General features: G+C 66.2%; 22 protein-coding genes. 15 read left to right on the plus strand and 7 right to left on the minus strand.

The window, feature by feature from the left end; translation table 11 throughout:
- Positions 1-253: 253 nt before the first annotated feature.
- Entirely contained in the window at positions 254-2,218 is a 1,965-nt protein-coding gene (locus tag C380_RS01305; protein ID WP_043565047.1) for an EAL domain-containing protein, read from the minus strand.
- Positions 2,219-2,270: 52 nt separating this feature from the next.
- Positions 2,271-2,960, minus strand: a complete 690-nt coding sequence (locus tag C380_RS01310; protein ID WP_015012090.1) for a transglutaminase-like cysteine peptidase — start codon at positions 2,958-2,960, stop codon at positions 2,271-2,273.
- Positions 2,961-3,147: 187 nt separating this feature from the next.
- Here C380_RS01310 and C380_RS01315 point away from each other — a divergent pair, with 187 nt between their 5' ends.
- Positions 3,148-5,043, plus strand: a complete 1,896-nt coding sequence (locus C380_RS01315) for a TolC family outer membrane protein (protein ID WP_369750478.1) — start codon at positions 3,148-3,150, stop codon at positions 5,041-5,043.
- A gap of 196 nt (positions 5,044-5,239) precedes the next feature.
- Here C380_RS01315 and C380_RS01320 read toward each other — a convergent pair whose 3' ends face one another.
- Entirely contained in the window at positions 5,240-6,781 is a 1,542-nt protein-coding gene (locus tag C380_RS01320; RefSeq protein ID WP_015012092.1) for a YifB family Mg chelatase-like AAA ATPase, read from the minus strand.
- Positions 6,782-6,995: 214 nt separating this feature from the next.
- Between C380_RS01320 and C380_RS01325 the strand changes: the two genes are divergently transcribed.
- The 11 genes from C380_RS01325 to C380_RS01375 all read left to right on the plus strand — a co-directional run bounded on the left by C380_RS01325 (position 6,996) and on the right by C380_RS01375 (position 16,996).
- On the plus strand, positions 6,996-7,706 hold the full coding sequence (locus C380_RS01325) for a TorF family putative porin (RefSeq protein ID WP_015012093.1): 711 nt from the start codon (positions 6,996-6,998) through the stop codon (positions 7,704-7,706).
- 43 nt (positions 7,707-7,749) lie between these two features.
- Complete coding sequence (gene glnK, locus C380_RS01330) at positions 7,750-8,088, plus strand: P-II family nitrogen regulator (RefSeq protein ID WP_015012094.1); 339 nt, start codon at positions 7,750-7,752, stop codon at positions 8,086-8,088.
- A 36-nt stretch (positions 8,089-8,124) separates the two neighbouring features.
- Positions 8,125-9,567, plus strand: coding sequence for an ammonium transporter (locus C380_RS01335; protein ID WP_015012095.1), 1,443 nt, complete (start codon positions 8,125-8,127; stop codon positions 9,565-9,567).
- A gap of 262 nt (positions 9,568-9,829) precedes the next feature.
- Entirely contained in the window at positions 9,830-10,957 is a 1,128-nt protein-coding gene (gene glcE / locus C380_RS01340; protein ID WP_043565908.1) for a glycolate oxidase subunit GlcE, read from the plus strand.
- 41 nt (positions 10,958-10,998) lie between these two features.
- On the plus strand, positions 10,999-11,808 hold the full coding sequence (locus C380_RS01345; protein WP_015012097.1) for a YoaK family protein: 810 nt from the start codon (positions 10,999-11,001) through the stop codon (positions 11,806-11,808).
- Between the two features lie 41 nt (positions 11,809-11,849).
- Positions 11,850-13,103, plus strand: a complete 1,254-nt coding sequence (glcF, locus tag C380_RS01350) for a glycolate oxidase subunit GlcF (RefSeq protein WP_015012098.1) — start codon at positions 11,850-11,852, stop codon at positions 13,101-13,103.
- Positions 13,104-13,176: 73 nt separating this feature from the next.
- On the plus strand, positions 13,177-13,791 hold the full coding sequence (locus C380_RS01355; protein WP_015012099.1) for a cold shock domain-containing protein: 615 nt from the start codon (positions 13,177-13,179) through the stop codon (positions 13,789-13,791).
- Positions 13,792-13,882: 91 nt separating this feature from the next.
- Complete coding sequence (locus C380_RS01360) at positions 13,883-14,806, plus strand: ProQ/FINO family protein (RefSeq protein ID WP_043565911.1); 924 nt, start codon at positions 13,883-13,885, stop codon at positions 14,804-14,806.
- 234 nt (positions 14,807-15,040) lie between these two features.
- Positions 15,041-15,532, plus strand: coding sequence for a GyrI-like domain-containing protein (locus C380_RS01365; protein WP_015012101.1), 492 nt, complete (start codon positions 15,041-15,043; stop codon positions 15,530-15,532).
- 25 nt (positions 15,533-15,557) lie between these two features.
- Positions 15,558-16,202, plus strand: coding sequence for a glutathione S-transferase family protein (locus C380_RS01370; RefSeq protein WP_015012102.1), 645 nt, complete (start codon positions 15,558-15,560; stop codon positions 16,200-16,202).
- Between the two features lie 59 nt (positions 16,203-16,261).
- Positions 16,262-16,996 (plus strand): YafY family protein, encoded by a 735-nt coding sequence (locus tag C380_RS01375; protein WP_043565913.1) that lies wholly within the window; start codon positions 16,262-16,264, stop codon positions 16,994-16,996.
- Positions 16,997-17,007: 11 nt separating this feature from the next.
- On the opposite strand, the gene C380_RS01380 is transcribed toward C380_RS01375, so the two are convergent.
- The gene (locus C380_RS01380) at positions 17,008-17,958 is read right to left on the minus strand and encodes a LytTR family DNA-binding domain-containing protein (protein WP_015012104.1); all 951 of its coding nucleotides are present in this window, start codon (positions 17,956-17,958) and stop codon (positions 17,008-17,010) included.
- A gap of 175 nt (positions 17,959-18,133) precedes the next feature.
- Here C380_RS01380 and C380_RS01385 point away from each other — a divergent pair, with 175 nt between their 5' ends.
- Together C380_RS01385 and C380_RS01390 are read left to right on the plus strand one after the other, a co-directional pair.
- The gene (locus tag C380_RS01385) at positions 18,134-19,354 is read left to right on the plus strand and encodes an acyltransferase (protein ID WP_015012105.1); all 1,221 of its coding nucleotides are present in this window, start codon (positions 18,134-18,136) and stop codon (positions 19,352-19,354) included.
- Positions 19,355-19,366: 12 nt separating this feature from the next.
- Positions 19,367-19,867: a GNAT family N-acetyltransferase gene (locus C380_RS01390; RefSeq protein ID WP_015012106.1), complete on the plus strand. Its 501-nt coding sequence runs from the start codon at positions 19,367-19,369 to the stop codon at positions 19,865-19,867.
- A 13-nt stretch (positions 19,868-19,880) separates the two neighbouring features.
- Here the strand turns inward: C380_RS01390 and C380_RS01395 are convergent, their stop codons facing one another.
- From C380_RS01395 to lplT, 3 genes are all read right to left on the minus strand, one after another.
- Complete coding sequence (locus C380_RS01395; protein ID WP_015012107.1) at positions 19,881-20,369, minus strand: glutathione peroxidase; 489 nt, start codon at positions 20,367-20,369, stop codon at positions 19,881-19,883.
- A gap of 75 nt (positions 20,370-20,444) precedes the next feature.
- A complete protein-coding gene (locus C380_RS01400) occupies positions 20,445-21,344 on the minus strand; it encodes a DMT family transporter (protein WP_015012108.1) in 900 nt (299 codons plus the stop codon).
- A gap of 275 nt (positions 21,345-21,619) precedes the next feature.
- The gene (gene lplT, locus C380_RS01405) at positions 21,620-22,924 is read right to left on the minus strand and encodes a lysophospholipid transporter LplT (RefSeq protein ID WP_015012109.1); all 1,305 of its coding nucleotides are present in this window, start codon (positions 22,922-22,924) and stop codon (positions 21,620-21,622) included.
- Positions 22,925-23,080: 156 nt separating this feature from the next.
- Between lplT and alr the strand changes: the two genes are divergently transcribed.
- Positions 23,081-24,196 (plus strand): alanine racemase, encoded by a 1,116-nt coding sequence (gene alr / locus C380_RS01410; protein WP_015012110.1) that lies wholly within the window; start codon positions 23,081-23,083, stop codon positions 24,194-24,196.
- Positions 24,197-24,313: the final 117 nt, after the last annotated feature.

Genomic DNA, 24,313 nt, shown 5'->3' on the forward strand with positions numbered 1-24,313 from the left:
ACTACAGGAGTGCAATGCCGCGCTCCTGTGGCTTTCGTACGCACAGGGATTTCAAGGGAACTCGCGGCCTTTTGGTCCGCAGGTGCCATGTAATCACAGAGCGTGTTTTGCAGCTGGGTTGCGCCCAGATGGGTGGCGGCATGCCTGAGAGTCGGGGGCCCTGGCTTTGATTGTCGGGTTGTTGGCTCTACATAGGACCGGAAGTTACCAGGGCGGGTGGGCCTGTAGTGCCACTGAGGACATTGAGTGAGGGTTACTGGCACCCGCCAGCCCACGACGGAGGTGGCGTGCCTCCCTTTGTCTCCCAGCCAATTATTTGCTGTGTCGCTGCAGGGCCGGTGACACCTAAAATGCCCAGCTTTTCTAGAGCCTCCCATTGGGCATGGTTGCCGACCTGCTCCGCATAGACCTCGATTTCCAGTCCACGTGCCACATCCACCATGGCGCGTATCAAGCGTTGGTGGCCGGTGTTTGTGTGGATGTCCGCCACAAATGCACCATCAACCTTAAGGTAGTGCACTTGTAGGGCTTGTAGTCGCGGCAATATGGCCATTTGACGCCCGAAGTGCTCGATGCCAAGCCTGCAACCATGGCGCGCAAGGACTTGCGACAGAGCGGTCAATCCATCGATGTGTTCTTCCAGGCCACGCTCGCTAAGCTCGAAAGAAAGCCAGTGGCATAGCGAATGACAGGCCGCCAGCGCTTGCTCTAGCCTTGAGAGGAATGCGGTGTCCACAAGGGAGCGCGGAGAAATATTGACGGCGATCGGGCCTGGAGCATGATTCAGTTGTTCCAGCGCAAGGGCCACAGCCACCAGATCGCAGTCTGCCATTCGGCCGAGCCGCAGTGCAGCTGGCATGAATTGCCCCGCAGACAGCAAGGTGCCCTCCTTCTGGGTTTCGCCAGGAGCGGGTAGCATGCGTAGCATGGCCTCCCGGTGTAGCAGAGCCCCGTTCATTCGGCAGACAGGGTAAAAAATGAGTTGAAATCGATGTTGTGCGAGGGATTGCTCCAAAAGGACCCCCCACGCAGTTTCACCGGTTTGGGGCGCGTTGCTGCCGGGCGTGTCTGCCTCTGCCACTCCATCCACGGCATTTTCTGCCAGCATCAGCGCGGTGTCTTGCCTCGCCATCACCCGGCTTGCATCTTCCCCTTGTCGCCAGATGCCGAACGCTACATCGCACCCTGCACGCATACCTGCCTCGGGTGGCCACTCCTGAAGCGACACCACTGCCATCCTTGCCTTATGGGCCAATGCTCGCATGCTCGCTATGTTGGCCCCCGGTAACAGATAGGCAAAGTCGGCGCCGTTCATACGCGCCAGTACGGAGTCACCCTCTACCGTCAAGACGGCCGCCAACGTTTCGGCAACAGTCGTCAGCCATTGATCGGTACGGTCACGCCCCATATGGCGGTTCACCGTCGCCAGATCGGCCACACGCATGAGCAGCAAGCCGCCTTCCGGCGAATCGCCGTCCTCATGCAGGGCACTGCGAAGCGCACCCATGAAGAACTCGCGGTTGGGAAGACCGCAGACCGGATCCCGGGTGGTCTCCGCGTGCAGTTGGCTGATCCGTGCCGATTGTTCAGCGAACATGGTTTGCACGCGGCCAGCCATGCGATTCAGTGCGTGGGCCACACTACGCAATTCGCTGACCTGCGGCACGGTCATGGACGCAAACTGCCCGTTTCCAATAGCGTCGGCGTGTTGGGCCAAGTCTTGCAGCGGCCGACGCAAGCGACGCATCAGCAGTGTGATGCCCAGCCCCCATAACAGTCCGGCCAGTGCAAGCAGCGCCCCGAGCTGCAGCGTGCCCTCCCACAAAGCCTGGTAGGCAAAGTGTGGATCGGCCACTATAGTGACCTTGCCGGCCTGCTGCCACCCCTTGCTCACCAGAGCCTCGCCGGGCGTTGCTTCCAGTGTGACCCAGCGGGAGAACCATGCGGGAGAGGTGTCATCGATACCTTTGAAGGCGCTCCGGTCACGTTCTACGACCACGCGTCCCTGTACATCGGTGTAGCGAACTATCTGAAAGTGTCCTCCATCAAACAGCGCGTTGATGAGTGTCTCCGTCATCGCGGGCTCACCGCCGTACTGTGACATCGATAGTGCCAATGACACTGCTGCGTCAGCCCCTTGAGCCAACAGCTGCTGTTGGAGGTAAAGGCGCGCTGTGGCAATGCTCACCCCCCAGGTTCCGACCAGTAAAACCACCATTGCAAGCAACACGCTCAACCAGAGTCGTCGCAGTAAAGACACTATTTTTCTCCTATGGGATGGAACCTTCGCTGCTCATACGCAGCAGCAGGTCACGCCAGCGCGTCAGGCGCTCCACAGGGGAGGACGCTTGTGCGGCAGCACCGGTGTAGATGCCTTGGGCATTGAAACTGAACACGGGTGTCAGATCAGTACGCGCGCTGGCGGGCTGAATACTAGACACTAGGTTGTCAAGAACCACGGGGATGGATTCTGGGGTGGCGTAGTAGCTCAGCACCATGTGGGCCTGGCTGACGCCACTGGATGCGCTACCGATACGTGCGCGCACATAGGTCAGCCGCAGGCGGGACTCGGGCACGCCCAGGGCGCGCAGGGTGAAATACTTGGCAATCACGAAATCTTCGCAGTCTCCCCTGCCACGGCCCATGGTCTCCAGCGGGGTGGCCCAGTAATCGTCCTGATGCCAGATCTCCGAGTCTTCGCCGAAGCGAATCGTTCGATTCCAGTGCTCATTGACCCGGCGCAGGATTTCGGTCTCTGGCGCATCGCTCAAGCCAGCCAGCATGGCTCGCCAGGCGTTCAGGCTTTGCAGGCCCTGGGCACCGTAACGCTGAGCCACGGTGCGCTCCATCAGGTCTGCATCGATTGCCGCCACGCACCAGGCTAGCATCGCGAGCACGGCGGCTGCTACCAAATTGCGGTAGGCCTTAGGGTGGCCGGTGCGGGGGGCCTTGGGGTTCATGAGCGGGGTGTGCGTCGCGGGTGGGTGCTTGCCGGATGCGGCTCGCTACGCGATTAGGGCACCAGCCAAACCACCGAAGTAGACCCAAATTTCAGGCATAGGAAATGTTAAAGATGTTCATGTTTTTGATACCTTCAGACAATTCGCGGCAAAATAGTTAGGTATTGCGTTGTCGACTGGAGATTGTGTGTCCATTGTTCATCCTGTAGCCCTTGCTGCCTTATTGACATGTTCGCTTGTTGTTGCGCAACCTCGCGAAGATACGCGGGAGGGGCCACGCATCCCTGCGTCCCTCGGACAAGCCGTGCAGGAAGCCATCAGCCGTAACCCTGAAGTTCTGAGCCGTTTCCATGCGCTGCAGGCCTCAAATGCTGAGCAGGATGTAGCACGTGCCCCATTGCGCCCCCGCGTTGATGCGCAGGCTTTCGGTGGCTACAGCAGCAGCCGCAGCGCAGGAGACACGAACACTTATAGTCGGCCTGGCGCGAATCTGCAATTGCGCCAGCTGATTTTTGATGGCAATGCGGCAGGCAGCGATCTGCGTCGAGCTGGATTTGCTAGGCTGAGTCGTTACTATGACTTGCGCGCTTCCAGCAATCAGGTGGCTCTGGAGACCGTGCAGGCCTATCTGGATGTGCAACGGTACCGCGAGCTGGAGATGCTGGCGCGCGATAACTGGGGTTTTCACAACGAAACCATGCAGCAGATTGAGCGCCGCGCTCAGGCGGGCGTTGGCCGCCGTGTGGATCTGGAATTGGCGTTAGGACGTACGGCGCTCTCGCAGTCGAACTGGTTGACAGATACGTCCAACTTGCATGACGTGACCCAGCGCTTCGAGCGGTTGGTGGGCAAGGCGCCTCTGCAGAGGCTGGAGCCGATTCCCGATATGGCTTCACTGCTGCCAGACGCCCAGCAGATACTGCCAGAAGCGTTGCGGCGCAACCCCTCCTTCCTGTCGGCCGTAGCCGGCATCCGGGCTGCGCGCGCCGACCTGAATGCGCGCCGTGCTGCTAAGTCTCCCTCGGTGGAACTGGTGGCGCAGACTGGGGTGGACCGCTCCCTCTCGTCCACAAACACACCCGAGCGCACCCGCAACAGCTCGGTGCAGGTACTCCTCAACTACAACCTCTATCGCGGTGGTGCAGACGAAGCGCGCGTGCGCTTGGCGCAGGAGTCCATCTACACAGCTCAGGACGTCCGTGACAACGCCTGCCGCAACATTCGCCAGACTGCGGTGATTGCCTACAACGACTTGCGTCGCCTGCGTGACCAGCTCTCGTTGTTGGAGCAACATCAGCTTTCTTCTGAAAAGGCGCGCGAGGCGTACCGGCAGCAGTTTGACATCGGTCAGCGATCACTGCTGGATTTGCTGGACACCGAAAACGAACTGTTCCAGGCCCGCAGGGCCGTGGTCAACGGCCGACATGACCTGCTGCTGGCTGGATATCGCGTGCTACAGCAGACCGATGGCCTGCTGTCGGCTCTTGGTCAGACTCCGCTGGTCCAGGCGCCACCACCGTCTGCGATGGACGACGCCACGGCCGAGGATGAAATCGCACTGTGCAGCAAGGAAATGACTGCACCTCTGGTCCTGGACACTGCGGCCGTAATGGCAGCACGCCCCCCGCTGCCGCCAACACCTGAGCTGACCGCCAGCCAACCTCGCCCTGCGCCCGCTAGTCCTGCCGCTGCGACACAGGCCAGCAAGCTCGATACCGCCCAGCCTGCTGCAACCGCCGACGCGGCCGCGATCGAGGAATTGGTCCGCGACTGGTCCGCCGCCTGGTCAGCCAAGGACCTGAATCGTTACCTGTCGTTTTACACGGATCGCTTCCAACCAAAGCAGGGCAATATCGACGATTGGAAGCGCCAACGCGCCCGCAACTTAAACAAGGTCGGTCCGATCAAGGTGGCTGTGCAAAACCTCAAGGTCGTCATCGAAAACGGTGTAGCGGAGGCTACCTTTGTGCAGCATTACCAGTCCTCGGATTTCAACGAGGTGGGCCGCAAGACGCTGCGTTTTGTGCGTGATCAGCAGGCGTGGAAGATTCAGCAAGAAAGTATGTTGTCAACACGCCCCTGAGTGAACTGTGCTGTTGTCATGTCCAGGCGCCCGGGCCGCATTGTCTACATTACGGCGCGCTGCGCGGCCTTGAGACAATATTCCTCGAGCTTCTCCTCTGTAGGTGGTAACTCGGGACATCTGGAGAAATCCGGCAATATTAGGCACTGGTGCTAGTGGTCGCAGCACTTAATGCTGCCAATTTTATAGCAATCAATCACCAGGAACGCAGCACGCGGCGGTATTGCACGGCCTCGGCCACATGGCTGACCTCGGTGGCGGGCGCGCCCGCCAGGTCGGCGATGGTGCGCGCCACCTTCAGCGCCCGGTGCGTGCTGCGGGCCGACCAGCCCAGGCGTGCGGCAGCGGTGTTGAGGAACTTGGCAGCCGCATCATCCAGGTGCAGGTGGGCGTCGATGGCCTGGCCCTGCAGCGCCTGGTTGGTGCAGCCCTGGCGCGCCAGGGCCAGGGCGCGGGCCTGCTCCACCCGGGCGCGGATGCTGGCGGTGGACTCGCCCGCAGCCGCCTGCACCAGTTGCTCGGCGGGCAGGGCGGGCACCTCCACATGCAGGTCGATGCGGTCCAGCAGCGGGCCGCTGAGCTTGGCCTGGTAGCGGTGCACCTGGTCAGGCGTGCAGCGGCAGGCGCGCTGGGTGGACCCCAGAAAGCCGCAGGGGCACGGATTCATCGCCGCAATCATCTGGAACCGGGCCGGAAACTCCGCGCGTTGCGCCGCCCGGGCGATGGTGATGTGGCCGGTCTCCAGCGGCTCGCGCAGCGCCTCCAGCGCAGCGCGCGGGAATTCGGGCAGTTCATCGAGGAAGAGCACGCCCTGGTGGGCCAGCGAAATCTCGCCCGGCCGGGGGGGCGAGCCACCGCCCACCAGCGCCACCGCGCTGGCCGTGTGGTGGGGCTGGCCCGTGGGGCGCACGCCAAACGCCTCGGGCCTGAAGCGGCCTGCCAGGCTGGCAATGGCGGCGCTCTCCAGCGCTTCGTCCACCGTCATCGCGGGCAGCAGCCCGGCAAAACGCTGCGCCAGCATCGACTTGCCCGAGCCGGGTGGCCCGGCCATCAAAACGCTGTGGCCCCCGGCCGCTGCAATCTCCAGCGCGCGCTTGGCACCCGCCTGGCCCTTCACATCGGCCATGTCGGGCCCGGTGGTGCTGGCGGCGAGCGCGGTGGCCTGCAGGCGGGTCCAGCCGTCGTTGGCCACGTCGGCATCGCCACCGGCCGTGCTGCCGGGTGGCAGGAACGCCCGTACCACGTCCAGCAGGTGGCGGGCGCGCACCACGCGCGCGGCGGGCACCAGGGCGGCTTCTTCGGCGCTGCCGGGGGGCAGCACCAGCTGGGCATCGATCTGCTGCGTCTGCAGCGCCAAGCTGGTGGCCAGCGCGCCGCGCACGGGGCGCAACTCGCCCGACAGCGACAGCTCGCCCGCAAACTCGTAGCCCGCCAGGCGGCTGGCGTCCACCTGCCCGCTGGCGGCGAGGATGCCCAGGGCGATGGGCAGGTCAAAGCGACCCGAGTCCTTGGGCAGATCGGCGGGGGCCAGGTTGACGGTAATGCGCTTATTGGTCGGGAACTCCAGCCCCGCGTTCTGCAGTGCCGAGCGCACACGCTCGCGGGCTTCTTTCACCTCCACCTCGGCCAGCCCGACCAGGGTGAAGCTGGGCAAACCGTTGGCCAGATGCACTTCGACGGTGACTGCAGGCGCCTGCAGCCCCAGAAGGGCGCGGCTTTGCACCAAAGCAAGACTCATGAAGCGATTTCTCCCCAGATGGGTGCGTTTTGTAGGTTTTTAGCGCGGCCTGCGGGGCGTCTGCACCAGTTGAGTGCGGCGCTCCGAGCGCGGTCACCGCCACTGTACTGGGGATTGTTGTAACGCAACGCAACCGTGCGGCGCCCTGTGCACCTTGGCGTGGCACGGTCCGTGCTTAAAGCGCTTGTCCCTACTTTGTCCAACCGGAGGAAACATGACCCGCGCCATCATCAAGACCCTGGGCGTTGCCCTTGTTGCAACCCTTCCCATGCTGGCCAGCGCCCAGCTCACCGCCAACGTCAGCCTGACCACGAACTACAAGTTCCGCGGCCAGGACCAGGACACGTCCAAGGTCAAGACCGTCAAGCCCGCACTGCAAGGCGGCTTTGACTACACCTTCGGCGAGACCGGCTTCTACGTGGGCAACTGGAACTCCAGCGTGGACTGGCTGTCCGGCAACTCGCTCGAATCCGACCTGTACGGCGGCTACAAGTTCAAGGCTGGCGGCGTGGACCTGGATGTGGGTCTGCTGACCTACATCTACCCCGGCAACAGCGCGGGCAACACCACCGAAGTCTATGGCGCTGCCACCTTCGGCCCCGTGACGGCCAAGTACTCGCACACCCTGTCCAAGGACTACTTCGCCTACGCAGGTCCTGGCATGAAAGGCCGCAACACCGGCTACCTGAACCTGGCGTTTGCCCAGGAAGTGGCCCCCAGCACCACGCTGAAGGCATCGGTCGGTTTCACCCGCTTTGGTGGTGACATCACCGCCCCCAACTTCATGGATTACAGCCTGGGCGGCTCGTACGACTTCGGTGGCGGCGTGTCCCTCGGCGCTGCCGTGGTCGGCGCCACCAAGAAGGCCTTCTACGGCCCGGTCAACAAGTCGCGCGTGATCGTCACGCTCACCAAAACCCTGTAAGTCTCAATGGGCGCCGGTGGCGCCCATTCCGGAGGATCTGAAAATGAAAATGGTGACAGCCATCATCAAGCCCTTCAAGCTCGACGAAGTGCGCGAAGCGCTCTCCGACATCGGCGTGCAAGGCATCACGGTGACCGAAGTCAAAGGCTTTGGCCGCCAAAAGGGCCACACCGAGCTGTACCGCGGTGCAGAGTACGTGGTGGACTTTCTCCCCAAGGTCAAGATCGAGGCCGCTGTGGCCGACGACCTGGTGGACCGCGTGATCGAGTCCATCGAGACCGCAGCGCGCACCGGCAAGATCGGTGACGGCAAGATTTTCGTGACCCACCTGGAGCAGGTGGTGCGCATCCGCACTGGCGAAACCGGCAAGGAAGCCCTGTAAGGGCGAGGCCGCATCCCATCCAAGAAGAGAAACGCCATGAAAAAACTGCTTGCTTCCTTCATTCTGGGGCTCGGTCTGCTGACCATGGGCAACCTGTCCATGGCCCAGGCGCCTGCCGCCACCGAGCCCGCCGCCGCAGCCCCCGCGGCTGCAGCACCGGCCGCTGATGCTGCTGCACCTGCAGCTCCCGCAGCCGCTGCCGCGCCTGCCGCAGAAGCAGCCGCCGCACCGGCAGCCCCTGCGGCCCCAGCGCCCAAGGTCGATTCCGGCGACACCGCCTGGATGCTGACCTCCACGCTGCTCGTGATCCTGATGACCATCCCTGGCCTGGCTCTGTTCTACGGCGGCCTGGGCCGCAGCAAGAACATGCTGTCGGTGCTGATGCAGGTCTTCGTGGTGTTCTCGCTGATCTCGCTGCTGTGGGCCATCTATGGCTACAGCTTGGCGTTCTCGGGCGAGGGCAAGTTCTTCGGCGGCTTCGACAAGATCTTCCTCAAGGGCGTGACCCAGGAGACCTTCGGCGCCCTGACCACGATTCCTGAGTACGTGTTCTTCGCGTTCCAGGGCACGTTTGCCGCCATCACTGTGGCACTGATCGTGGGCTCGTTCGCCGAGCGCATCAAGTTCGCTGCCGTGCTGATCTTCTCGGTGCTGTGGTTCACCTTCAGCTACGTGCCCATGGCCCACATCGTGTGGGGCGGCGGTCTGCTGGGTGCTGACGGTGCTCTGGACTTTGCGGGTGGCACCGTGGTGCACATCAACGCCGGTATCGCTGGCCTTGTGGGTGCATACATGGTGGGCAAGCGCATCGGCTTCGGCAAGGAAGCCATGACACCCCACAGCCTGACACTGACCATGGTGGGCGCCTCGCTGCTGTGGGTGGGCTGGTTCGGCTTCAACGCGGGCTCTGCCGGTGCTGCCAACGCCAACGCTGGCCTGGCTTTTGTGAACACCGTGCTGGCCACTGCCGCCGCCACGCTGTCCTGGATCGCTGGTGAAGCGCTGCACAAGGGCAAGGCCTCGATGCTGGGCGCTGCCTCCGGTGCGGTGGCTGGCCTGGTGGCCGTGACGCCTGCTGCAGGCTTCGTGGGCCCCATGGGTTCCATCGTGATGGGCCTGATCGCTGGTGTGGTCTGCCTGTGGGGTGTGGGTGGCCTCAAGCGCATGCTGAACGTGGACGACGCGTTTGACGTGTTCGGCGTGCACGGCGTGGGCGGTATCCTGGGTGCCATCCTGACCGGTGTGTTCGCTTCGCAAAGCCTGGGTGGCACGGGCGGCCTGACGCCTGACACCTTCGCCATGGGCGCTCAAGTCTGGGTTCAGGTCAAGAGCGTGCTGTTCACCATCGTCTGGTCCGGTGTGGTGGCTTTCATCGCCTACAAGATCGCCGACCTGCTCGTGGGCCTGCGTGTTTCGGAAGAAGCCGAACGCGAAGGTCTGGACATCACCTCGCACGGCGAAACAGCGTACAACCGCTGATCGCTCTGCGCCCCACGCGCTGCGGTGTCTGGTGGCACCGTGGCGTCGCAATAAGAACAAGCGAGTTACTCCTCTGGTTATTTCAGCCCGCCGACCACCGGCGGGCTTTTTTCGTACCGGTGGGTAGCGGGCGCGTGGGGGTGTGGGACTGGCGGGGACAAACGCGCCCCATGGCATCCGCCAGTCCTTTGCACACCCGCTGTTCAAAAAATTCACGCTCCTCCCCTGCCGTGTGGCCGACCGCTGCCGCTACGATGCACGGATGGACTTCTCCCTCGCCCCGATCACTGAGCGCGTGCGCGCTGCCGCCGCCTACCAGACCCCGTTGCGCATCCGTGGCGGGGGCACCAAGGACTTCCATGGCCTGGCGCTGCACGGCGAGGTGCTCGACACCCGGGTGCTGCGCGGCATCGTGAGCTACGAGCCCAGCGAGCTGGTCGTCACCGTGCGCGCTGGCACCCCGCTGGCTGAGCTGGAGGCCGTGCTGACCGAACAAGGCCAGTGCCTGCCCTTTGAACCCCCGCATTTCGCCAAGACCCCTGCAGACGCCGCCACCGTGGGCGGCATGGTGGCGGCCGGCCTGTCGGGCCCGGCCCGCGCCAGCGTGGGCGCCGTGCGGGATTACCTGCTGGGCGTGACCCTGCTCAATGGCAAGGCCGAGCTGCTGACCTTTGGCGGCCAGGTGATGAAGAACGTGGCGGGCTATGACGTTGCGCGCCTGATGGCCGGGGCCTGGGGCACGCTGGGCCTGCTGACGGAGGTGAGCCTCAAGGTGCTGCCCGTGGCGCCCGGCGAGGCCACGCTCCTGTTTGAGGGCATCAACCAGGCCGACGCTCTGCGCAAGCTGCACGCCTGGGGCGGCCAGCCGCTGCCCCTCAATGCCAGCTGCTGGGTGCAAGACGGTGGTGTGGGCACGCTCTATGTGCGCCTGCGCGGCGCCGTGGCGGCGGTGGAGGCCGCGTGCAAGACCATGGGCGGCACACGCATGGACAACGCCACCGTGGCCGCCGACTGGACCGCCTGCCGCGAGCAGACCCTGCCGTGGTTCACCGACCGGGCCACGCGCCCCGACCATGCCCTGTGGCGCCTGTCCGTCCCCGCCACCGCGCCGGTGCTGGCTTTGCCCGCCGGTGCGCAGCCGCTGGTGGAATGGCACGGGGCGCTGCGCTGGGTGCAGGCCCCCGAGTCGGCAGGCGACGCCCTGCGCGAAGCCGCCCGTGCAGTGGGTGGCAGTGCTTCTGTTTTTATAGCTGCTGAGGCAAATAAAACCGGCGCTAGCGGCGCTTTTGACCTGCAATCCAAGGCGCTGGAGCAAATCCACTCCCGCCTCAAGCACAGCTTCGACCCCGCAGGCATCTTCAACCCCGGCCGCATGGCGCGGGCCTGGTAGGCAGGGCGACAGCCATCCTTGCCATCCACGCTTCCTTGCCCATGCGACGCCTTTTTCACCTCACCGGACACCACCGCACGGTTGCCAGCAACCAGGTGCTGGGCCTGCTGCTGGCGTTTAACGCCGGGGCGGTGAACGCGGGTGGCTTTCTGGTGGTGCACCTCTACACCTCGCACATGACGGGGTTCCTGTCGTCGCTGGCCGATAACCTGGTGCTGGGGCAGATGAAGCTGGTGCTGGGCGCCGTGGGCGCGCTGTGGGCCTTCATGTCGGGGGCGGGCACCACGGCCATCATGGTCAACTGGGCGCGCCAGCGCAAGCTGCGCAGCACCTACGCGCTGCCGCTGCTGCTGGAGTCCGTGCTGATGCTGCTGTTCGGCCTGGTGGGCGCCATCACCCTCAGCTGGCCCACGCCGTTTGCGGTGCCGCTCACGGTGCTGCTGCTGTCCTTCATCATGGGGCTGCAGAACGCCACGGTGACCAAGATGTCCTCGTCCCAGATCCGCACCACCCACATGACCGGCGTGGTGACCGACCTGGGCATCGAGATGGGCAAGGCGCTCTACTGGAACCGCACCGGCACCGCGCCCGAATCGCAGGTGCGCGCCAACCAGGCGCGGCTGCGGCTGTTTGCCGGGCTGGTGGGTATGTTCCTGGTGGGCGGCATTGCGGGTGCGGCGGGCTTCAAGCATGTGGGCTTTGTGTTTGTGGTGCCGCTGGCGCTGGTGCTGCTGGCCCTGTCGCTGCCCCCGCTGTGGGCCGACCGCGCCCGGCTGCGCCAGCCCTGGCGCAAGGTGCTGGCGCTGCAGACGCCGCACGATCCGCCGCTGGACCCGCCGACAGCGCGCTGAACCAGCCCCCTCTTTTTTGTTCCTTCGCCCAGGCATGCCCCATGCAAACCCAGCTCTCCCCTGAATACCGTGCCCGCGCCGATGGCCTGGAGGCCGAATCCATCCTGCGCAAATGTGTGCACTGCGGCTTTTGCACTGCCACCTGCCCCACCTACCAGCTGCTGGGCGACGAGCTGGACGGCCCGCGCGGCCGCATCTACCTCATCAAGCAAGTGCTTGAAGGCGCCGAGCCCACGCGCAAGACCCAGATGCACCTGGACCGGTGCCTCACCTGCCGCAACTGCGAAAGCACCTGCCCCAGCGGCGTGCAATACGGCCACCTGGTCGATATTGGCCGCAAGATCGTCGATGAAAAAGTGCCCCGCCCCGTGGGCGAAAAGGCCCTGCGCTGGGCGCTGAAAGAGGGCCTGCCATCGCCCCTTTTCGCCCCCGCCATGAAGGCCGGGCAAATGGTGCGTGGCCTGCTGCCCGAGTCGCTCAAGGCCAAGGTTCCCGCACCGCAGGACGCAGGCGCCTGGCCCACGCGCGAACATGCGCGCAAGGTGCTCATGCTGGCGGGCTGCGTGCAACCGGCCATGATGCCCAACATCAACACGGCCACCGCCCGCGTGCTCGACGCCGTGGGCATCCAGACCGTGATCGCATCCAAGGCCGGCTGCTGCGGCGCCGTCAAGTTCCACCTCAACGACCAGGCCGGCGGCATGGCCGAGATGCGCGCCAACATCGATGCCTGGTGGCCGCTGGTGGATGCGGGTGGGGTCGAGGCCATCGTCATGAACGCCTCGGGCTGCGGCGTCACCGTCAAGGAATACGGCCACATCCTGAAGGACGACCCACAGTACGCAGCCAAGGCCGAACGCATCAGCGCCCTCACGCGCGACCTGTCGGAACTGCTGCCCGCCCTGCTGCCCGAGCTGGCCACCAAGCTGCAGGGCCGTGTGAACCAGCCGGACACCCTGTACGCCTACCATCCCCCTTGCACCCTGCAGCACGGGCAAAAACTGCGCGGCGGGGTGGAGACGTACCTGAACCAGCTGGGCTTCAAGCTGCGCACCGCGCGCAACGATGCCCACCTGTGCTGCGGCTCGGCCGGCACATACTCGGTGCTCAACCCCGACCTGTCGTACCAGCTGCGCGACCGCAAGCTCGGCGTGCTCGGCGAAGCCTTCGGCAACCAGCCGCCCGACATGATCCTGTCTGCCAACATCGGCTGCATCACCCACCTGCAAAGTGGCACGGGCACGCCTGTGCGGCACTGGGTGGAGGTGCTGGACGAGGCGCTATTGGGGCCGTGACCTCGCAGCCTCGCGGTTGGCTGTGTGACCAGCCGCTACCATGGCGCCCCAAACAGCTTAGAAAGGGGAGGCCATGCGCTTCGAGGGGACGCTCACTCGGTGGAACGACGACCGGGGTTTTGGCTTCATCACGCCCATCCCGGCAGGCCAGGATGTGTTCGTGCACATCTCGGCATTTGCGCGCGACGGCCTGCGGCCGCAGCTGAATGAAACGCTGAGTTTTGAAATCTCCCTGAACCAAGACGGCAAGAAGCAGGCGGTTCGAGTGCGCCGAAACCGGCCCGCTGCCGCTTCGCCCACTGCGGCCCCGTCCCGGGCGCGCCGCGACATCGGCCGCGAACCCTCTGAGCCCCGGGGGCTGCCCATGCGCATCGTTGTCTTTGTGGTGGCCTGCGCGCTGTTGGCGGCGGCCTACTGGCATTTTGACCGGCGTACGCAGCGGGCTGCAGCGGTCCGTGCTGAAGCGGCGGCGCAGGCGCTGGAGACACCGCAGCAGCACGCCCCCGCTGCTCCGACGCAAGCATTCGCCACCTCGTATCGCTGTGACGGTCGCCAACACTGCTCACAGATGACATCGTGCTCCGAAGCCAAGTTCTTCCTGCAGAACTGCCCTGGGACCAAGATGGACGGGAACGGCGACGGGGTTCCGTGCGAGCAGCAGTGGTGCACCCATCCACTGGCAAAGTAGCGTGTCCCCAGGGCTGTTTGGCGCCCGCAACGCCAACACTGGCATGATCGAGGGTTTTGTCGCCCTCCGTTTGCCCCCGAACCGCACCGCCATGACCGACTCCGCGTCCACACAAGAACAACCCCACGCAGCCCCTGCCAGCGCCCCGGCCGCGCCTGCGGTGGCCGAGGCTGCCGTTGCCGTGGCAACCCCCGAGTCCCCGGCAGCGCCGGCTGCCGAAGCCGGCGTGCCCGAGCCGCAGCGCAAGGGCGGGTCCCGCCGTGGTGGCCGCAACCGCCGCAAGCCCGAGGGGCGCCAGGCCTCTGAAGGGGCGGCCGAAGGCAGCCCCCAAGCCGCAGCACCCGGTGCTGCCCCGCGCGCACCCCAGCGCGTGCACCCTGCGCTGGAGCAGCTCGCAGCGCTGTACCCCCACCTGTTCGGTGCCGTGTTCCGCCCGCTCAAGCGCGGCATCTTCCAGGACATCCTGGCCGCCCACCCTGAGCTGTTCGAGCGCGAGGCGCTCAAGGTGGCGCTGGGCCTGCACACCCGCTCCACGCGCTATCTGCAAAGCGTGGCGGCGGGCGACAAGCGGCACGACCTGCAAGGTCAGCCCGTGGAAGACATGGCCCCCGAGCATGTGCACCATGCGCTGCTGGAGGTGTACCGCCGCAAGAAGGCGCGCGCCACCGAAGACCTGCTGCCCAAGCTGCGCAACCGGATGATGGCCGCGTTCGAGGCCTCGGGCCTCACGCGCGAGGCCTACACCGGGCTGGTGTTGAGCCGCGACGATGCCGCCAACGCCATCCTGGAAGAGGCCTTTGCCGAATGGTCGGCCCGCAACGCCAAGGACGAAGCCCTGCTGCGTGCCTTTGAGGCCAGCGGCCAGACGCTGGAGGCCTTTGCCGACATGTACGGAATGGTGCCCCGCACCGTGGGTCAGCAGCTGGAACGCGCCCGCCGGCGGGCGGCTGCTGCAGCCGCAGCGGCTTCGGCTGCGGCCGCTGTGCAGGCGGACAGCGCCTCTACCGCAGCCTGACCGGCTGTGCCCTGTGGGGGCTGCGCAATGCTCCCCAGGCCTTCTCTCGCCACCACCCCCCTGGCGCTGCTTCCGTCACCTTGTCGTGAGTCCTGACATGGATCTGAAGCGAGCCCTTGTCTGCGCCAGCGTGTGTCACGTTCCGTGACAGCGCTGCCGACAGGCTGCTGACACCATGTTGTCAGCAGCCGGGCTGCAACATGCCAAGCCCGACACAGAGAGAGGAGCTTGACCGTGACAACCATCCCAACCCGCACCGCAGTGGCTGCGTTCCACGTTGTAGGACTGACGGTGCGCACCTGCAACCGCGACGAGATGGACCCCGCCACCGGCCGCATCGGCGCCCTGTGGGACCGCTTTTTCAGCCAAAGCTGGGAGCGCACACTGCCCAGCCGTGGCGAAGAGGGCCGCATCTTCGGCGTCTACAGCGGCTACGAATCCGACCAATACGGCGCCTTTGACGTCACCGCCGGCGTGGCCGTGCCGCCACCCGTTGCCCCGGTGCCGCGGGCCGTGCAGATCGCGGTGCAGGCGGGCGACTATCTGGTGTTCCACGGCCACGGCACAATGCCGCAGATGGTGATCGATGCCTGGGGCGAGGTCTGGCGCTACTTTGCGGCACATCCCCAGCTGCCCCGGCGATTTGGCACCGATTTCGAGCTGTATGAAGGCCCGGACCGCGTGGCCATCCATATCGGCATCGCCCCCGGTGCGCCGCGTGCGTGACCCCATCAAACCAAAAGCCTCATCCATGAACACATCTGCCGCCGCCCTGACGTTCTACACCCACCCCATGTCCCGAGGCCGCACCGCGCGCTGGATGCTGGAAGAGTGTGGTGTGCCCTACGACACCGTGCTGCTCGAATACGGCACCACCATGAAGGCCCCCGACTACCTGGCCATCAACCCCATGGGCAAGGTGCCTGCACTGCGGCACGGGCAGGCGGTGGTCACCGAGGTGGCGGCCATCTGCGCCTATCTGGCCGACCTGTTCCCTGACAAATCGTTGGCCCCGGCCGTGGGTACGCCAGCACGCGCTGCGTATTACCGCTGGTTGTTCTTTTGCGCCGGCCCTCTGGAAAGCGCCGCCACCGCCAAGGCGCTGAACCTGCTGGCACCCACCGAACGCGCGGCCATGGTGGGCTACGGCAGTTACGCCGATGTGATGAACACCCTGGAGCAGGCAGTGAGCCAAGGGCCGTACCTCTGCAGCGACCATTTCACCGCAGTGGACCTGTACGTGGGCGCGCACCTGATCTGGGGCATGCAGTTTGGCACCATCGAACGCCGTCCGGCGTTCGAGCGGTATGCGCAGCCGTTCATGCAGCGCCCCGCGTTCGTGCGCGCTGCCCAGATCGACGACGCACTGGTGCAGCAGAGCAAAGGCCATGGCTGAGTTTTGCGACCTGATACGGCCCAAGCGGTCGGCGGCAGCTCGCCCCCGGGGCCATGGTCATGCGCCGCGCTGACCGCCTGTTCCAGATCGTCCAGCTCATCCGGGGGCGGCGCCTGTCCACCGCTGCCTTCCTGGCCGAGCGGCTCGAAGTCTCGGCCCGCACCATCTACCGCGACGTGGCGGACCTCCAGCACCAGGGCGTGCCCATTGAGGGCGAAGCCGGTGTGGGCTACCGCCTGGGCGCGGGCTTTGACTTGCCGCCGCTGATGTTCAGCCAAGGCGAGGCCAATGCTTTGGTGGCGGCGGCCCGCCTGGCCCAGGCCTGGCTGGACGCCGGCCTGGCCCGCGAGGTGGAGATGGCGCTGGGCAAGATCCTGTCCGTGCTGCCCCCGGCGGCACGGGTCGCGGCCGAGGCGCAGGCGCTGTACGCGCCCTCGGTGGGGCTCGACCCGCGCGTGCAGTCCCACCTGCAGGCGCTGCGCGAGGCGGTGCACAGCCGCCACATGGTGCAGATCGACTACGCCGACGTGCATGGCCGCCCCAGCCTGCGCCGCCTGCGGCCGCTGGGCTGCTTTTACTGGGGCAAGGTCTGGACGCTGTCGGCCTGGTGCGAGCTGCGCAACGACTTTCGCGGCTTTCGCATCGACCGCATCGTGGGTCTGGTGGTGCTGGAAGAGCAGTTCCGTCAGGAGCCTGGGAAGACGCTGGCAGACCTGCTGCGCAAGGTCGAGGCCGAGATGGCCGAGGGCCCACCCGAATGGGGGGGCGCGAAAACGCCGGGGCTCAATGCCTGAGCTGGGCGCGCTCAATCCATGCGGGAGGGCGCCAGCCCGTCGCGGTACCGGCGGCTGCACGGCACGCTGCTCCCATCCTTCATCACCAAACGCGCGTCGCCGCTGTCCAGCGGTTCGATGACGGCAATGGCATCCAGGTTGACGGCGTAGCTGCGGTGCACGCGCACAAAACGCGCAGGGTCCAACTGCGTGAGGAAGTCGGTGAGCGTGGAGCGCAGCAGGTAGTCGTGCCCGTTCACATGCAGGCCCACATAGTTGGCTTGGGCCTGCAGCCAGGCGATATCGCCCGCAGCGATCAGGAACTCGCGGCGCAGCTTGCGCACCAGGAAGCGCTCGGGGCGCTGCGCGGGCGGTGATGGGGGGGCGAGCGGATCGTCCGGCGCGGTGGCATCCGGGGCCGGGGCCTGTTCCTGGAGTGCAGGCGGGGAGGGGGGCTCGGGCGCATCCAGCACGCGGGCCTCGCCTTGCAGGCGCAGCAGCAAGAAGCGGTAGCTCACCAGGGCGCTCACCGTGAGCGCGTAGCTGCGCACATCCTTCAGGTATTCGTACCCCCACTGCGCCCACCAGCCGGGCGGATGGTAGTGCTCGCCCAGCGCTGCATAGCCCGCGTAGCGCAGCGCCCACATGCCCGCCAGGTGCATGGTGCAATACACCGCGCTGGCCAGCACATGCCAAGGCAGGTGCCGCCGCAGCGTGCCCCAGCGCAGCACAAAGCGCTGCTCGAAAGCCACCACGGCCGGGATCAGCGCCGCCACCACCAGCGCGCTCGTCAGCTCCCACAGCAGGGGCTCCCACGCGGCCACGGCCTGCCCAGCGCTGCGCAGTTCGATCCGGGTCACCACGGTGTTGAAGGCCGCCTGCACCAGCAGCACCACGGCCCAAAAGCAGACCTCAGCACGGCGCCGCAGGGCGCGGTCGTGGGGGTAGCGGTCGATCCAGGTGGGCGCGGCGGGGGCGGTCATGGGGGCAAGTGTAGGCAGGGCTGGGCCGCTGTGGCTCCGGGACAGCTGCGATTCGTCCCTGCCGACCACCGCTGGTCCCAAAGGCCCCCCAACTCGTCCCCTGGTCGTGGGGGGCGCAGGGGCAGGGCCGCAGCATCAGCCCCTGTGTTCCTTTTGCATTTGTGGTGCCATGCCCATGTCCTCCTGTGCCTCCACCCCCGTCCGCCGCCATGACATCGACGCGCTGCGGGCGCTGGCCTTTGCCCTGGTCATCCTGTACCACGTGGCCATGTACTACGTGGCCGAATGGCACTGGCACCTCAAAAGCCCGCACGCTGCGGAATGGCTGCAGGCGCCCATGCGGGCACTCAATCTCTGGCGCATGGACCTGGTATTCCTGATCTCTGGCCTCGCCTTCGGGTTTGTGCGGCGGGGGCAGTCGGTGGCGGGGCTGGTGCGACTGCGCAGCCTGCGCCTGCTGGTGCCGCTGGCCTTTGGCATGGCGGTCATCGTGCCCTACCAGCCGTACGCGCAGGGCGTGGCCAAAGGGCTCATCGCACCGGGCTTCGGTGCGTTTCTGCTGCGCTACTACAGCGGCGGCACCTGGCCGCCGGGCGCGTTCGATGGCTGGCATGCGGGCGTCACCTGGAACCACCTGTGGTACCTGGCCTACCTGTGGGTCTATACCGTGGTGCTGGCCGTGCTGCTGCCCCTGGCCGAATCCACCGCCGGGCAGCGTGTGCGCCGGGCGTTCACCGGTCTGCGGGGCGCGGCGCTGGTCGGGGTGCCTGTGCTGCCGCTGGCGCTGTATTCGGTGCTGTTGTGGCCGCATTTCCCGCCCACGCACGATTTGATCCACGACGCCTGGCTGCACGCGGTGTACTTCACGGTGTTCGTCTACGGCTACTGGATCGGGCTGGATACCGGTCTATGGGCGGAACTCGTGCGCCTGCGCTGGCGTGCCTTCGTTTTGGCGGTGGTGCTGCTGGTTTGTTACCTGGGGCTGCTGGGAGCGGCACAACAACACGGTTTGCGCGCTGCGCGCCTGCCCCTGCGCGTGCTGGCCGACGGGTACCTGTGGACGGTGCTGCTGGCCATCCTGGGCTGGGCGCATCACCGCCTCAACCGACCCTGGCGCTGGCTGCGGTGGGCCAACGAGTCGGTCTACCCCTGGTACCTGCTGCACCAGACGGCCATCATCGTGCTGGCAGTCTGGCTGGCGCCCGCGCAATTGGGGCCCGTGCGGGAGCCGCTGGCCCTGGCCGTTGGGACGGTGGGGCTTTGCTGGGCGCTGACGGCGGTGGTGCGGCGCGTGTGGTGGTTGCGGTCGCTGTTCGGGTTGCCGGGTGTGCGAGGGCCGTCTGCGCCCCGTGCGGGAGTCGCGCTGCGGGCACGGGCCCAGCCCCCGATGGGCTGACACAATCCTGGCATGACCGTTCGTGCTCCGGTATCCCTGTTGCCGCTTCTGCGGCCCGCCACCGACGCGGACTGCACGCCCCTGGCCCGCGTCTGGCGCCGGGCCTGGTGCTCCGCCAATCCTTCCGTGACGCTCGTGGCTCCGCCCGACCATTGGGAGGCGCGGGTCCGCGCGGAGTTCGGCCCGCCGTGTGTAACGCTGGTGCGTGCCGAAGGCCCCGAGGTCACGGCGTTCCTGGTGCTGGACCCGGCCCAGGCCCATGTGCACCAACTGTTTGTGGACCCCGACTGGCAGGGCCAGGGCGTGGGGGCCGAACTGGTGCAACGGGCGCATCGCCTGTGCCCCGGTGGCTGGACCTTGCATGTGGCGACCGCCAACAGCGGTGCGAGGCGCTTTTATGCCCGCCACGGCCTGGTGGAGGAGCGGGTCGATACCCATCCGACCACAGGCCGGGAGCGGGTGTTGTGCAGGTGGTTGCCTTCTGTGGCGTCGATGGCCTCTGCCGCAGTCTGAGCGGTGCACTGCTTCAGGTGGCCAGCGCCGTCTCAATATCCCCCGCCAGCTTTTTCGGCGCGTCCTGCGGCGCGTAGCGGCGGATCACCTGGCCGTCCTTGCCAACCAGGAACTTGGTGAAGTTCCACTTGATGGCCTTGCTGCCCAGCAGGCCTGGGGCTTCGGCGGTAAGCCACTGATACAGGGGCGAGGCGTTGGCGCCGTTCACGTCGATCTTGGCCATCATCGGAAAGCTCACGCCGTAGTTGAGCTGGCAGAAGCTGGCGATTTCGTCGTTGCTGCCGGGGTCCTGGGCGCCGAACTGGTTGCAGGGGAAGCCCAGCACGACGAGGCCTTGGTCTGCGTATTCCTTGTGCAGTTCTTCCAGCCCGCCGAACTGGGGCGTGAAGCCGCAGGCGCTGGCGGTGTTCACGATGAGCAATACCTTGCCGCGGTATTGCGACAGAGGCACGGCCTGGCCGTTCATCTGCAGGGCTTCAAAGTCGTAGATGCTGGTGGACATGCGGGTTCTCCGGGTGGGGATGACGGGCCATCGTAGCCCCAGCTGCAGAGGCCTGTGCGCCTGCGGGTCAATCCATCAATGAGGGCCCGCAGCGCCCGGTCGGCGGAACTGCAGCGCCGCCAGCAGCGATGCCAGCAGGATCATCGCCCCGCCCAGCACGGTGCGCGTGTTCAGCGTGGCCGCGCCCAGCAGGGCCGACGACACGCTGGCAAACATCACCTCCGAGAGCATCACCAGCGCGGTGGTGCCCGCCGCAAGGCGGGCGGCGCCAAATTGCAGCGCCCAGTTGCCCAGCATCAGCACCCCGGCCAGCAGCAGGCCGGTGGTGATCCAGGTGCTGTTGGGGGCGGGGAAAGCCTCCACCACGCCCACTTGCAGGCCAATGCAGGCCACGGCCAGCGCCATGAGCATGCAGCCGCCAAACATCGCAAACATGCGCGCGGGCCCCGGCACGGTGTGCAGGCGGCGCAGTGTGACGTTGGTGAGTGCAAACATGAACCCGCCCAGCAGCGCCAGAGCGTCGGCCAGCGACAGATTTTGCAGCAGGCGCGATGCAGGCGCACCTTCAGGCAGCAGCACCAGCACCACGCCCGTGAAGGCCAGCGCCAGGCGCAGCAGTGCCGCAGGGGTAGGGCGCTCGCCCAGGATGCGCCAGGCCAGCAGCACGGCCCAGGCGGGCATCAGATAGAACAGCAGGATCACGCGCACCACATCGCCAATGGTCACGGCCCAGTTGAAGGCCACGTTGTTCAGCCCCGAGGCCAGCGCCAGCAGCCACAGCTGCGGATGCGCGCGCACCTGCTGCAGGATGCCGGGGCGCCACGCCAGCAGCGCCAGCAACACCACCGCATACATGCAAGCCGTGGCCCACAAGGGGTGCAGCCCCGCCTGGTGCATGTGCTGGAACGGCCACCACGCCAAGCCCCAGACAAAGGCGTTGAACAGCAGGGCGGCGAAGGGGAGTGGAGAGTGCATTGAAGGCAGAAACAGGCGGTAGCGCTAGTGGAATATGCGCTGATAGCTATAAATTATGTAGCAAATGGTTCGATGCTGCACAGCCAGTTAAAACTGGCACGCTTCAAGGCCCGTGCCCCCGTGGAACTGGCTTTGCCAGGCCACTGGGTGCGTCCCCCTCCCGCGCAGCGAGAGAGGGGGAAGACGCGCAGCGGCTCAGGGGGAGCCTTCCATAGCTCCAGGCTACCGGGTGCGTCCCCCTCGGGGGAAGCGGCGTAGCCGCTCAGGGGGGCTTCTCAATGGTGCGTATCGTGCCGCGCGATATCCAGCAGGTGGTTCACTTCGTCGCGGTGGTTCACGCAGTTGCGCTGGTGCCAGCGGCGGATGACCCACATGATGCCCGCCACCACCAGCCCGAAGGTGGTGATGGCGCCGAACACCGAAAGGCCCAGTTTGAGCGACAGGCTGTAGAACGCTCCCAGCCCCAGGATGCAGGCCTGCTCGTTGAAGTTCTGCACGGCAATCGAGCGGCCCGCGCCCATCAGGTTGTGGCCCCGGTGCTGCAGCAGCGCATTCATGGGCACCACCAGGTAGCCGCCCAGGCCGCCCAGCACGATGAGGAAGGGGATGGCCAGCCAGATGTTGCTGATGAACACCATCAGGATCAGCAGCAGCCCCATCGCAATGCCCAGCGGGATCACGCGGGTGGCCATGTCCAGGCGCATGCGCATCGAGGCCACCACGGCACCCACGGCGGTGCCGATGGCCACCACACCCGTGAGGGCCGAGGCCTGCGTGGTGTTGTAGCCCAGTGCTACGGCGGCCCACGCCAGCACGATGAACTTGAGGTTGCCACCGGCGCCCCAGAACAGGGTGGTGGTGGCCAGCGAGATCTGGCCCAGCTTGTCGCGCCACAGGCGGCTGTTGCAGGCCCAGAAGTCGGGCAGCAGGTTGAGGGTGTTGGCCAGCACGCTGCGCGAGGGGTCGGCGCGCAGGGGGCGCATCTCGACGCCCGTGTGCGGGATGCGGGTGTTGAACCACGCGGCCAGGGCATACACGGCGATCAGCGCGGCAATGGCGGCCTCGGCGGGCGTGTCCACACCGGTGTCGATCAGCGGAAAGTCAAAGCCCAGCAGCATGCCCGACAGCTGCTGCCCCACCAGCTGGCCGCCAAACAGCACGCCCAGGATGATCGATGCAATCGTCAGGCCCTCGATCCAGCCGTTGGCCTTCACGAGTTGCGACGCGGGCAGCAGCTCGGTCAGGATGCCGTACTTGGCGGGCGAGTAGGCCGCAGCCCCCAGGCCGACGACGGCATAGGCGATCAGCGGGTGGGAGCCGAACAGCATCATCAGGCAGCCCGCCACCTTGATGGCGTTGCTGACGAACATGACCTTGCCCTTGGGCAGCGCATCGGCAAAGGCGCCGACGAAGGGTGCCAGCACCACATAGAACAATGCGAACATGGGCACCAGGGCCGCGCGCTGCCACTCGGGGGCGCCTCCGGTGCGCAAGAGTTCCACAGCGGCTACGAAGAGTGCGTTGTCGGCCAGCGAGCTGAAAAACTGCGCCGACATGATGGTGTAAAAACCGCGCTTCATCGAATGGCTGGTGAGAGCATCAGTTGGGCTGATGCCCTGGTAAATGTGAAGAATCGTAGCGAGGGACAGGCGGTTATATCACGCGGATAAACGGCCACAGTGCCAGAATCTGGCGCTGGTCCCCCGGTAAATCCCTCGCTCCATCAAGTCTGTCCCATGCCCCGTCCCATTGCTGCCACCATCCACACCACGGCCTTGCACCACAACCTCGCGCGCGTGCGCCAGTCGGTGCCTGACGCCAAGGTGTGGGCGGTGGTCAAGGCCAATGCCTATGGCCACGGCATCGAGCGGGTGTACGAGGGCCTGCGCGGCGCCGACGGTTTTGCGCTGCTGGACCTGGCCGAGGCCGAGCGCGTGCGCCACCTGGGCTGGCGCGGGCCCATCCTGCTGCTCGAAGGCGTGTTCGAGCCGCGCGACCTGGAGCTGTGCTCTCGCCTGGGCCTGTGGCACGCGGTGCACTGCGACGAGCAGATCGACATGCTGGCTGCGCACAAGACCCAGGTGCCGCACCGGGTGTTCCTCAAGATGAATTCGGGCATGAACCGCCTGGGCTTCACGCCCGAGCGCTACCGCGCCGCGTGGGCCCGGCTCAATGCGCTGCCGCAGGTGGACGAGATTTCGTTCATGACCCACTTCAGCGACGCCGATGGCCCGCGGGGCATTGCGCACCAGATGGCAGCCTTCAACGCCGCCGCGCAGGACCTGCCTGGCGAGCGCAGCCTGAGCAACAGTGCCGCCACGCTGCGCCACGCGCAGGATGCGGGCGTGCGCGCCGACTGGGTGCGCGCGGGCATCGTGGTGTATGGCAGCGCGCCGGACTTCCCCGAGCACCACGCTGGCCACTGGGGGTTGCAACCCACCATGACGCTGTCCACGCGCCTCATCGCCACCCAGCAACTGCAGGCGGGCGACACCGTGGGCTATGGCTCGCGCTTCACGGCCGATGGCCCGCTCACCATCGGCATCGCCGCCTGTGGCTACGCGGATGGCTACCCCCGCCACTGCGACACCGGCACGCCGGTGCTGGTGAATGGCGTGCGCACGCGCCTGGTGGGGCGGGTGAGCATGGACATGGTGACCGTGGACCTCACGCCGCTGCAGCAGGCCGGTGTGGACGTGGGCTTTGGCAGCGAGGTCACGCTCTGGGGCCGCGCCAGCAATGGCGTGGTGTTGTCCATCGACGAAGTGGCGCAGGCAGCAGGTACCGTGGGCTACGAGCTGATGTGCGCCCTGGCGCAGCGCGTGCCGGTGGTGGTGGACGGCGGGGCCTGAAGCCCCCTCATTGGCGTGCGGCAGGGCGCGGTTCGCGCACAAGTTCACGCCGCAGGGCCCGCCGGTGTGGGGCGCGGCCTGAAACTGGTGTGAAATGGCGCCGTCTGTTTGCCACCG

Origin of the sequence: Acidovorax sp. KKS102 (assembly GCF_000302535.1) — a bacterium.
Classification (GTDB): Bacteria; Pseudomonadota; Gammaproteobacteria; order Burkholderiales; family Burkholderiaceae_C; genus Acidovorax.

Bases quoted from the DNA above. Each gene is read 5' to 3' on its own strand.
- C380_RS01310 (WP_015012090.1), bottom strand. From the start codon at position 2,960: ATGAACCCCAAGGCCCCCCGCACCGGCCACCCTAAGGCCTACCGCAAT.
- C380_RS01395 (WP_015012107.1), bottom strand. From the start codon at position 20,369: ATGTCCACCAGCATCTACGACTTTGAAGCCCTGCAGATGAACGGCCAG.
- C380_RS01390 (WP_015012106.1), top strand. From the start codon at position 19,367: ATGACCGTTCGTGCTCCGGTATCCCTGTTGCCGCTTCTGCGGCCCGCC.
- C380_RS01345 (WP_015012097.1), top strand. From the start codon at position 10,999: ATGCGACGCCTTTTTCACCTCACCGGACACCACCGCACGGTTGCCAGC.
- C380_RS01400 (WP_015012108.1), bottom strand. From the start codon at position 21,344: ATGCACTCTCCACTCCCCTTCGCCGCCCTGCTGTTCAACGCCTTTGTC.
- C380_RS01360 (WP_043565911.1), top strand. From the start codon at position 13,883: ATGACCGACTCCGCGTCCACACAAGAACAACCCCACGCAGCCCCTGCC.
- C380_RS01370 (WP_015012102.1), top strand. From the start codon at position 15,558: ATGAACACATCTGCCGCCGCCCTGACGTTCTACACCCACCCCATGTCC.
- glcE (WP_043565908.1), top strand. From the start codon at position 9,830: ATGGACTTCTCCCTCGCCCCGATCACTGAGCGCGTGCGCGCTGCCGCC.
- C380_RS01385 (WP_015012105.1), top strand. From the start codon at position 18,134: ATGTCCTCCTGTGCCTCCACCCCCGTCCGCCGCCATGACATCGACGCG.
- C380_RS01305 (WP_043565047.1), bottom strand. From the start codon at position 2,218: ATGGTGGTTTTACTGGTCGGAACCTGGGGGGTGAGCATTGCCACAGCG.
- C380_RS01320 (WP_015012092.1), bottom strand. From the start codon at position 6,781: ATGAGTCTTGCTTTGGTGCAAAGCCGCGCCCTTCTGGGGCTGCAGGCG.
- glcF (WP_015012098.1), top strand. From the start codon at position 11,850: ATGCAAACCCAGCTCTCCCCTGAATACCGTGCCCGCGCCGATGGCCTG.
- lplT (WP_015012109.1), bottom strand. From the start codon at position 22,924: ATGAAGCGCGGTTTTTACACCATCATGTCGGCGCAGTTTTTCAGCTCG.
- C380_RS01375 (WP_043565913.1), top strand. From the start codon at position 16,262: ATGCGCCGCGCTGACCGCCTGTTCCAGATCGTCCAGCTCATCCGGGGG.
- C380_RS01335 (WP_015012095.1), top strand. From the start codon at position 8,125: ATGAAAAAACTGCTTGCTTCCTTCATTCTGGGGCTCGGTCTGCTGACC.
- C380_RS01325 (WP_015012093.1), top strand. From the start codon at position 6,996: ATGACCCGCGCCATCATCAAGACCCTGGGCGTTGCCCTTGTTGCAACC.
- C380_RS01355 (WP_015012099.1), top strand. From the start codon at position 13,177: ATGCGCTTCGAGGGGACGCTCACTCGGTGGAACGACGACCGGGGTTTT.
- C380_RS01380 (WP_015012104.1), bottom strand. From the start codon at position 17,958: ATGACCGCCCCCGCCGCGCCCACCTGGATCGACCGCTACCCCCACGAC.
- glnK (WP_015012094.1), top strand. From the start codon at position 7,750: ATGAAAATGGTGACAGCCATCATCAAGCCCTTCAAGCTCGACGAAGTG.
- alr (WP_015012110.1), top strand. From the start codon at position 23,081: ATGCCCCGTCCCATTGCTGCCACCATCCACACCACGGCCTTGCACCAC.